The 9,578-nt window shown below is 42.4% G+C and carries 10 protein-coding genes and 1 tRNA gene; 2 read left to right on the top strand and 9 right to left on the bottom strand.

Annotation, left to right across the window (positions count from 1 at the left end):
* The 4 genes from VLN09_RS09650 to VLN09_RS09665 form a co-directional block, all read right to left on the bottom strand.
* On the bottom strand, positions 1-587 hold a 587-nt coding region (locus tag VLN09_RS09650; RefSeq protein WP_325245989.1), incomplete at its 3' end, for an NADPH-dependent 7-cyano-7-deazaguanine reductase QueF.
* A gap of 115 nt (positions 588-702) precedes the next feature.
* Positions 703-1,476 (bottom strand): ABC transporter permease, encoded by a 774-nt coding sequence (locus VLN09_RS09655; RefSeq protein WP_325245991.1) that lies wholly within the window; start codon positions 1,474-1,476, stop codon positions 703-705.
* Positions 1,477-1,655: 179 nt separating this feature from the next.
* Positions 1,656-2,603: an ABC transporter ATP-binding protein gene (locus tag VLN09_RS09660; RefSeq protein ID WP_325245993.1), complete on the bottom strand. Its 948-nt coding sequence runs from the start codon at positions 2,601-2,603 to the stop codon at positions 1,656-1,658.
* 317 nt (positions 2,604-2,920) lie between these two features.
* On the bottom strand, positions 2,921-3,598 hold the full coding sequence (locus tag VLN09_RS09665; protein ID WP_325245995.1) for a c-type cytochrome: 678 nt from the start codon (positions 3,596-3,598) through the stop codon (positions 2,921-2,923).
* Positions 3,599-3,896: 298 nt separating this feature from the next.
* On the opposite strand from VLN09_RS09665, the gene VLN09_RS09670 reads away from it, so the two are divergent.
* Positions 3,897-3,973, top strand: a tRNA-Arg gene (locus VLN09_RS09670).
* A gap of 198 nt (positions 3,974-4,171) precedes the next feature.
* Here VLN09_RS09670 and VLN09_RS09675 read toward each other — a convergent pair.
* A complete protein-coding gene (locus tag VLN09_RS09675; protein ID WP_325245997.1) occupies positions 4,172-4,537 on the bottom strand; it encodes a hypothetical protein in 366 nt (121 codons plus the stop codon).
* Positions 4,538-4,572: 35 nt separating this feature from the next.
* Between VLN09_RS09675 and VLN09_RS09680 the strand changes: the two genes are divergently transcribed.
* Positions 4,573-5,373 (top strand): NAD-dependent deacylase, encoded by an 801-nt coding sequence (locus VLN09_RS09680; RefSeq protein ID WP_325245999.1) that lies wholly within the window; start codon positions 4,573-4,575, stop codon positions 5,371-5,373.
* Positions 5,374-5,389: 16 nt separating this feature from the next.
* Here VLN09_RS09680 and VLN09_RS09685 read toward each other — a convergent pair whose 3' ends face one another.
* From VLN09_RS09685 to VLN09_RS09700, 4 genes are all read right to left on the bottom strand, one after another.
* Complete coding sequence (locus VLN09_RS09685; protein ID WP_325246002.1) at positions 5,390-6,388, bottom strand: adenosine deaminase; 999 nt, start codon at positions 6,386-6,388, stop codon at positions 5,390-5,392.
* Between the two features lie 72 nt (positions 6,389-6,460).
* Positions 6,461-6,985 carry a TPM domain-containing protein gene (locus tag VLN09_RS09690; RefSeq protein WP_325246008.1) on the bottom strand — a complete coding sequence of 175 codons (525 nt, stop codon included), beginning with the start codon at positions 6,983-6,985 and terminating at the stop codon, positions 6,461-6,463.
* Between the two features lie 133 nt (positions 6,986-7,118).
* Entirely contained in the window at positions 7,119-8,291 is a 1,173-nt protein-coding gene (locus tag VLN09_RS09695) for a TPM domain-containing protein (protein ID WP_325246004.1), read from the bottom strand.
* 271 nt (positions 8,292-8,562) lie between these two features.
* Positions 8,563-9,195 carry a LemA family protein gene (locus VLN09_RS09700; RefSeq protein ID WP_325246006.1) on the bottom strand — a complete coding sequence of 211 codons (633 nt, stop codon included), beginning with the start codon at positions 9,193-9,195 and terminating at the stop codon, positions 8,563-8,565.
* Between the last annotated feature and the right edge of the window lie 383 nt (positions 9,196-9,578).

A 9,578-nucleotide genomic window follows, 5' to 3' on the forward strand; every position in this document is an offset into this window, starting at 1 on the left:
TGATTGGTGACCGGACAATTACTACGCAGCAAATTAGAATAAAAGCTAAACTTCTTGCCATCTTCTATTTGAGAATCTCTTGAATCAAGTTCTAATAACGACGCATCAGGATGCAGCGTTAATGCTACTTTCTCAGTGCTATTCACAAGCGCATCATCAATACAGATGCCATCAGGTTGAGAAATTAACAGCCCTGAGCGATCATCATCTAAGTCAAACAACTCTACTTGTACCTCTCCCTGCACACATTTTGACAAATCTTTGGCAATTAGCGTTTGTACTTCTGCCCAACTACCAAACTCAGTAAAGTTAATACTATTTAGATAAAGTTTCAGTGACTTTGATTCGACAATAAATGGCGAACTTGCCGGAATACCAAAGCGTGCGATAGCAACCTGTGAGATGCCTTGGTGGTTTAACCATGACAACTCAAATGCCTGCCACCAATCAATGCCTACTTCCAGCTTATCATCTTGCCAACCAATTACGTCTCGCCCCATACTACGGGCAATCGGATACAAAGTCTCTGGACTATACTCAGTGGGATAATCAGTAGTTTGTTCACCCAAGATACCGTGGATACTCATTGGTACTTCCTAATAGTAATGATTAAAATTAAATAGCATTTAACATTTTTGGTTTGATTATTAACCGGTTCAATTGCTCGAACGGAATACAAGATTCATACGAGCCCTATTCTTCCTACAAACGTACCCGCGAGCCGTCACTTAATAGTCGATAAGCAATGGTATAGAATATCGCACAGAAGGCAAAAATAGCGCCCATCGAATACCAGACATTGACATCAGAATAGCCCAAAATCCCATAGCGAAACGAGTTGACCATATAGACGATTGGGTTCAATAATGAGATATTTTGCCAAAATGGTGATAGATTTTCCAGCGAGTAAAACACTCCACCTAGATACGTCAGCGGCGTCAATACAAAACTTGGAATGATAGAGATATCATCAAAAGAGCGGGCAAAGACAGCATTAATAAAGCCGCCCAATGAAAACAAAATAGAAGTGCCAAGGACGGTAAATATCGTCACAAATAAATGCTCAATACCAAGATCAGTAAAGAACAGCGCCACGATCGAGACAATGATACCAATCGCTAATCCGCGAAAGATACCACCGCTGATATAGCCCATTAAAATGGCATGCTTAGAGACTGGCGAGACCAAGAGCTCCTCGATACTGGCAGTAAATTTGGCACTAAAAAAGCTTGAGACCACATTAGAATAACTGTTGGTGATAATCGCCATCATAATCAAACCAGGCACGATAAACTGCATATACGGCACACCGCCCATTTCACCCACACGTGATCCAATCATCTTACCAAAGATGACAAAATACAGACTCATGGTGATGACTGGCGGCAATAAAGTCTGTGGCCAAATACGTAAAATCCGGCGCACTTCTTTGACTAAAATAGTGCGAAATGCAATCCAGCGTTGTGCAAAGTTCATGCGGTATCTCTCCTAAGCGCCTATGCTTGCTAGAGCAAATAGTCTCTATTGCAAGCAGATTTGCCTATCTGATTATTCTATTTAATATATATGTTAAATGAAGACTTATTAATACGGTCTTGTTATTCATAAAAATTGGTTATAAAGCCCAACTATCAAGATCAGCTGATGCTAAAGACCTACGAGCTTAAAGGCTCGTGTAAGCTTTTATCCACTAGACGCATAAACAGCTCTTCTAAACGGTTGGCTTTATTACGCATACTTGCGACCTTAATACCTTGCTCAGACAGTTGAGTAAAGACACCATTTAACGACTCACCCTCTGTCAATGTTACTTCAATCGTCAAATCATCTGGCTGTACAACATCGGTCACACCAGTTAGCACTAGTTGATGCGTTAACGGAGTCGCCACATCAAAGACAAAGGTCTCAACCGATAGCTGGGCAAGCAAGTCTTTCATTTCAGTATTGATACGAATCTCACCGTGATCCAAAATCGCAATACGCTTACACAGTTGCTCTGCCTCTTCAAGATAATGCGTGGTTAGAATAATGGTTGTGTTTTCTTCAATATTAATCTTCTCCATAAACTCCCACATCGAGCGTCGTAGCTCAATATCTACACCAGCAGTGGGTTCATCTAATATCAATAGACGCGGTTTATGTATCAGCGCCCGTGCAATCATCAACCGACGCTTCATGCCACCTGAGAGCTCACGCGATTTGCTGTCACGTTTGTCCCAAAGCCCTAAGGCTTTAAGCAACTTCTCTGCACGCGGTTTTGCCTCTTTTGCTGCAATGCCAAAATAGCCTGCTTGGGTAATAAGAATATCTTCAACTTTTTCGAACTGATTAAAGTTAAACTCTTGCGGTACTACGCCCAAAAATTGCTTGGCTTTTGAGGGATCAGCCAATAGATCCGTTCCAAAGATATGGACACTACCCGCTGTTGGCTTAAAGAGCGAGCTAATAATGCCAATCATCGTTGATTTACCAGCACCATTTGGTCCCAGTAACGCAAAAAATCCCCCTTGCGGAACCGTAAGACTGACGTCTTTTAATGCTGAAAACCCGTTGGCATAAGTTTTGGATAAATTCTGAATCGATAGTGCTGGTACTTCAGACATGAATACCTCTTTATGAATGATTAATCTATAAAATATTTTGAGAAATGGGCATACTAATTTTTATAATAGTTGCTGTCGTGTATTAATGTGAGGCTAATAGGAGGCTATTTCAACGTTGCTATGCCATAAGTACGATATTAGTCCTATCAATCATACATAAAAAAGCGTCTATCTCACTACATGAGATAGACGCTCTGGATATATTAGTTATCGAACGAACCTTGCTTAACAGACTTATATAAGAGGTAAAACAACCGAGATATCAGTATGTTTACCGACCACCCTAATACTTAATTAAAGTACTAGGATAATGATCATTAGCTGGCTTCATCAACCATATAATCAACGGCATTTTGCACTTCTTCATCAGGAATATCTGCACCGCCTTTGGCAGGCATAGCATTGAAACCATTGATAGCATGGGTATATAGGGTATCTTTACCTTTTGCTATACGAGGTCCCCAAGCCCCAGCATCACCCAAAATAGGTGAGCCAAGCAATCCTGCCGCATGGCAAGTCTGACATACGGCACCATATACTGCTTTACCATCACGAGGACCGTCGCCTGCAGCTGGACCAGCAGAACGAGCCGTCACATCACAAACTTCATCTTTTTCAAAACATACTTTACCGATAGGCTGAATACGAGCAATCAAGTTTGGATATAACGCAATTAGCTTTTGTACTTGCGGCGTATCCTGTGGAATCGGTTCTTCAGCAGCAGCTGGTGCGGCTGCCACAGTTGCCTCGGCTGGTGCATCTGTTGCTATCGCGTCTGCTTGTGCAGTTGCATCAGCAGGAGCAGCGCCGTCCGTTGTATCTGCAGCTGCTTGGGGCTCATCACCCAGCTTTTGAGGCGCATTTTCGACAACCTCTTTGCCTTCTGCAACAGCAGATATAGTAACAGGCGTATCTACAGCACTTTCAGCTTGGCTCACAGCGATACTAGCGATTCCTAGAATGGCAGCTGCCGATAACATAACTACTTTTCTCATTCGTCACGTTCTCTTATTACGTATACAAGGGTCAACACGACTTAGACATTCTGTCTGTCCTCCTTTGACAATAAACCGTTGTCAATAGCAAACAGCCATCCCGCATGCGAGCGCACTTGTAATCGGTGATTATAAATATGGATTCTCCCTGACATTATAAGGGAAAAGACGGGTAGATTGCCATGCCTGTTTGCGGACTATGCTGTTTTTTCTTAAAAAACCTCAATAGCTGTCTTCATTCATTGGCTTTATGACTTTTATTTGTTAGACTAAGCGGTCTTTATTTTTAGACACTTTTGCGCTCGTAGCTCAGTTGGATAGAGTATCGGTCTCCGAAGCCGAGGGTCGTGGGTTCGATTCCCGCCGAGCGCACCAATCATCGTATTTCACCCTTCCCTAGCATTACCTCAAAACTCTAACATCATTTAAAATAAAGCCTCAAAGTTTTTATCATTAATAATCTTGTCTGTTAATACCTATAAAATGTTGTATATATTGGTGTTAACTCCATTTCATGCTTTCTGCTGCTCTATGACGGAGCATTACTTTTCCTAGCTAGATATTTGTACAGACCTATTCTGCGTCGTGCAAATTGGCATCCAATTGCGCGCGGCTAGGAACACGCTGATAATTAATCACCGGTATATCACCCAAACGGCGTTGACTGGCAGCAAGCTTGGGGTCAATCGTAATCATAGCGATTTTCGTATTTTGTCGACTGACAAGCAGATGATTGCCCTTTCGTGTAACACCATAATCAGGAAAATCCTGCTTAATCATCTTTGCTGTTTTTTGTAGCGCATCATTCATCGGCTTATTTTTGAGCTTTGACTTTGTGTCATGCAGATCGGTTGATTTTGGCGCACGTGTTTTTGCAAACAACCATAATCCAATGACAACTGCTATCAATATGACAAGCCACCAAATTCCGTCTATCATAAGAAGGGATATCCATTATTAGCAAGGGTTAGCTTATGTTAGCAGAATTACCATCAGCGTTAATAGCAGAAGTAGAGCGTGCCGCCGAACTATTAAAAACAAAGCAGCGCATTTGTCTCTTAACGGGTGCAGGGATTTCAGCAGAAAGCGGCATACCGACTTTTCGTGATAAGCAAACTGGCTTGTGGGAAAATTATAGCGCTGAGGACTTGGCAACACCAGATGCCTTTTCCCGTGACCCAAAGCTGGTTTGGTCATGGTATCAATGGCGCAGACAACTGGTTGCAAGTAAAAAGCCAAATCCTGCACATACAGCACTGGCGCAGTGGCAGTACAACAGTCAATTGACCAATCAACACTTGACCCTCATTACTCAAAACGTCGATGATTTGCATGAGCAAGCAGGCAGTGACGTCATCCACTTACATGGCAATCTGTGGCGTAATCTATGTAGCCGATGTCAGATACCACATACAACCCAATTAAAAGGCCATTACGACCGTGAGGATAATATCGACTTTGATGAAGCCCTGATTACTTGCCAGCATTGCGATGGTTATATCAGACCTGATATTGTGTGGTTTGGAGAGTCGTTACCGGTACATGAGTGGCATACAGCAGAGGAAGCTGCCGCGAATTGCGACGTGTTTATCAGTATCGGTACTTCCAGCCTCGTCTATCCTGCTGCCGGACTGGCACAATTAGCAAAACATAACGGTGCCAAAATTATCGAAATAAACCCTTATCCGACACCAAATACGCTAGTCGATATTACTCTGGCAGCAAAAGCTGGTGTTATCCTGCCGGAGTTAGTAAAAAAAATGGGCATCCTGTGATATAACAGACAAACCGTTAGCCTATTGCTTGATCTACTCTGTCTAAATACTGCTGCTTTAGCTCATCACTGATAAATGACGATCTAAAAGAGTTTTTTACCAAAGTGATAATATCGTCTTCTGTGAGTGGCAAATTCTCGCTAATATTGATAAAGTTTTGGTTGATATAACCTTTAAAATAAGCAGGATCATCTGAGTTGACAGTGATATTTAGACCATAATCTAGCAGCTCTTTGATGTTGTGCTCTTTATAGTTGTCAAATACTCTTAACTCGATATTAGAATTTGGGCACACGGTGAGCGGCATCTGCTCATCTTTTAGACGCTGCATCAGCTCGGCACTTTTGATAGATTGCACGCCGTGGTCGATTCTACTGATGCCCAACAAATCTAACGCTTCATAAATATAAGAGAAGTCTGCTTCTTCGCCAGCATGGGCAACCAATTTAAAGCCCTCTTCTTTTGCCTTTTTAAAGACATCTTTGAACTTTGATGGCGGGTTACCTAGCTCCGAAGAATCCAAACCGACACCAATAATATCGTCTTTAAACTGTACTGCCTGCTCTAACGTCTCAAACGCTTCTTCTTGTGATAAATGCCGTAAAAAACACATGATAATACAAGAGGTAATGCCATATTGCGCCTTGGCATCAGCCAGCGCTCGCTTAATACCCGTTATCACGGTTTCAAAGGCCACGCCTCTTGCGGTATGCGTCTGTGGATCAAAAAATATCTCTGTATGAATCACATTGTCTTCGACGCATTTCAGAACATACTCCCACGTCAAATCGTAGAAGTCATCTTGTGTGATAAGGACATTGGCACCCGCATAGTAGATGTCTAAAAAAGTCTGAAGATTGGTAAAATTATAAGCACGACGTACATCGTCTATGTCTTCATAGGGAATTTCTATCTGGTTCTTTTTTGCCAATCTAAACATAAGCTCAGGCTCAAGTGAGCCTTCAATATGTAAGTGCAGCTCAGCCTTTGGCAGTTTTTTTATTAAATCAATCATAATATTCCAATATCGTTTGTGATGTCATTTTTCTATGCATAAAGACGTGTAAATGCCTGTATTAAGCACTATTTATTTTAGAAAAACCACCGTATCAGACAGCTCGTTGCCTGATGGGTTTTGCTCCAGATGATAATATTGGCGCAGTACCTGACCAACTTCGTCTAATAATTCAGCTAAGCTTTCTTCTGTCTTTTGATTAGTGATGCCGACTACCGCTTTATCACACATTGCCCGCCAAACCGTTGGACTGACATGAGCACTGATACCGCGATCAGCGACAATCTCAAGCTTATGCTCGCAAATATTGACATAAATCAGCACACCGGTGTTTTCTTCAGTGTCCCAAACGCGGTATTGACTAAATAAATCGACCGCGCGATCACGACAATCGCTATTATAAGCTTCTTGAATAGGCAAATGGTTTTCTACGATTAAAAACACTTCACCACGATGACCTTGCTCAGCCAGCGTGACCTGCTCTGTCAATCGAGCTTTTGCAGCTGGCGTCAGCCACTTACTATGCAAGATAGGAACAAATAAGACTTGGCGCCGCCAACGGGCAAAGCTGGATTTTGAAGCACTATTTTCTGCCATGATACTATATTCCTCAAGTACGTCATTACTTACGGTCATTTAGTGAACGGTGATTAATGGACGTTATTATTAGATAATGGTTAATCAGTTATTAGGCAGCTCTATTGATAAGCCACTAAAAAATACTAATTGCTTACCAAGAGCCACCAGCACCGCCACCGCCAAATCCACCACCGCCCCCACCGAAGCCGCCGCCACCAAATCCACCACCGCTGCGACCGCCACCGCCGCCCATACCCGGCAAGAATATCATGCCGCCGCCGCGTCCACCACCAGATCCACCTTTACCGCCACCGCCGCCACGCGAAATCAAGAACAGCCAAATAAATACTGCCATGATGATGGTCATAAATAGACCGCCGCCTAATGCCAGTGAGCCTGCAACGAAACCACCAGCTGTCAGCACAGAACCAAATACCCGACCAAAGATACTGGTGATAAAACTGCCAAATATCATTGCTATGATAAACAAGAAGATGGGTGATGGCACCTCATCTGAGCCTTGCTGGGCAGCACGTTCAGCCGCTTGAGCATCAGCACGCGCCAATACTTCAGGATCAGCAGATAAACGGCTTTGTAAAGCATTCACGCCTGCTAATATACCAGCGCCATAGTTATTTTGCTTAAATAAAGGAGTGATATCCTCTCGAATGATACGATTGACTGCCGCATCGGGTAGTACCCCTTCGAGTCCATAACCTGTCAATATATACATATCACGGTCATTAACAGCGACAACCATGAGCAAGCCATCATCGATATCTTTACTACCAAGCTGCCATTTTTCAGCAACTTGCAAGGCATAATCAAAGATAGGCATACCATTAGTAGTTGGGACAATCACCACTGCCGCTTGTGCCAAACCCTGCTGATAGATGGTACGCAGCTGTGCCTCTAAGCGTTGCTTTTCTTGTGGATTCAGAATGTTGGCTTGATCGATGACAGGGCTATTTAATATCAGCTTATCGGCTGTGACACCCTCAGCCGTTGACTTGACAGGGGGACGTTTGGTAGCCTCTGCCACACCCTCATTATTAGATGCGCTCGGATTGATGGCATCATTACCAAGTATGGTCTCATTAATTGCCTCATTGCCCAAGACTGCATCGTTAATAGCTTCATTAGATTCAGCGGCTCTTGCAATACCTACTAGGTCTTCCACACTTCGATTTTGCGTGTTCGAAACGCTGTCTTCAGCAATAGCACTGTCATTGCTCTCATTATTGGTCGCCGCATGCAGCATAGATGTGCTACCGAGACTAAAAGCAAATAGCAATGCAGCTAGGGGTGTTTTCAAATGAGTCATTAAATATATACCACCTCAAATCGGACTCTTACCAAATTAATAGGTACTACCGCAATCGATACAGAGTGAAACATTACCTCATGATTGGAGCTATACCTATTATTAATGGCTTAAAGACATAAACAGGCTTTAAGCGAGCTTTATGCTCAATACTGGTCGCAGCCTATCTATACCAGAAAAATCATATCAGCAAAATTTTAAGACAACTATAAAATCAATAAATAAGAGATTATATTGTTAAAAATTAACTTTCATTGCTACTGACTTACTATTATTCAGCGGTCGCTGACCCACCGTCGTCAAAATCCACACTTGGTGCTGTAGAAATCTCTTTTTCATTAGCCACGCTAAAGTTTGGTTTGGCGCTCATACCAAATACCTTAGCAGTGATATTGGTTGGGAATTGACGTACTGTCGTGTTGTAGACTTGTACTTCTTGGATATAGCGATTACGAGCAACAGCGATACGGTTTTCAGTGCCTTCTAACTGCGCTTGCAAATCTTGGAACAAAGCATCTGATTTGAGTTCAGGATAACGCTCAGATACTGCCATCAAACGTGATAGTGCGCCAGTCATCTGTTCTTGCGCAGCAGCATAACGCTCCATCGCTTCAGGGTCGTTTAACACTTCTGGCGTTACGGTAATACTGCCAGCGCGTGAGCGTGCCTCAGCCACTTGCGTAAAGACTTCTTGCTCTTGCTTGGCATATTGCTGTACCACTTTAACCAAGTTTGGCACCAAATCCGAGCGACGTTGATATTGGTTGACTACCTCCGACCACGATGCCGTCACTTGCTCATCTTGAGCCTGAAGATTATTATAACCACAGCCTGTCAAGCCGACAGTAGAAGTTGCTAATACAGCTGATAACAACATGGGTTTTACAATGGATTTACGCGTCATTGTGGTGTCTCCTAATAATGATAAAAATCAGATGATTAATAACAATTTTTTAATACTATCTCAAATAGTAATAATATCTGTAAGCTACTATTTTATCACATACAATATGTTGTGCTAATAATGGCGCTATAACACTTTTTTTACAATTCATCGTTACCAAAACACAACCGCATGCAACGACATGTAGCACAAACTTTCGCTCTGTTTTAGCTATGTATTTACATAACGTTACTTATTTTCATCTATCAAAAAGATACTCAACTTAGAAAAAATAACGCTGACACCACTACCTACGGTACTTCTTGCTAATATAAGGCCTGTGAGAAAATATATCTATCAATGTTACTAAGAAGAAATTTCTAGTAATTGGCGAAAAAATATGG

The organism is Psychrobacter sp. (genome assembly GCF_035469765.1).
GTDB lineage: Bacteria > Pseudomonadota > Gammaproteobacteria > Pseudomonadales > Moraxellaceae > Psychrobacter.

Coding starts and splice junctions, on each gene's coding strand:
- VLN09_RS09655 (WP_325245991.1), bottom strand. CDS start 1,476: ATGAACTTTGCACAACGCTGGATTGCATTTCGCACTATTTTAGTCAAA.
- VLN09_RS09660 (WP_325245993.1), bottom strand. CDS start 2,603: ATGTCTGAAGTACCAGCACTATCGATTCAGAATTTATCCAAAACTTAT.
- VLN09_RS09665 (WP_325245995.1), bottom strand. CDS start 3,598: ATGAGAAAAGTAGTTATGTTATCGGCAGCTGCCATTCTAGGAATCGCT.
- VLN09_RS09675 (WP_325245997.1), bottom strand. CDS start 4,537: ATGATAGACGGAATTTGGTGGCTTGTCATATTGATAGCAGTTGTCATT.
- VLN09_RS09680 (WP_325245999.1), top strand. CDS start 4,573: ATGTTAGCAGAATTACCATCAGCGTTAATAGCAGAAGTAGAGCGTGCC.
- VLN09_RS09685 (WP_325246002.1), bottom strand. CDS start 6,388: ATGATTGATTTAATAAAAAAACTGCCAAAGGCTGAGCTGCACTTACAT.
- VLN09_RS09690 (WP_325246008.1), bottom strand. CDS start 6,985: ATGGCAGAAAATAGTGCTTCAAAATCCAGCTTTGCCCGTTGGCGGCGC.
- VLN09_RS09695 (WP_325246004.1), bottom strand. CDS start 8,291: ATGACTCATTTGAAAACACCCCTAGCTGCATTGCTATTTGCTTTTAGT.
- VLN09_RS09700 (WP_325246006.1), bottom strand. CDS start 9,195: ATGACGCGTAAATCCATTGTAAAACCCATGTTGTTATCAGCTGTATTA.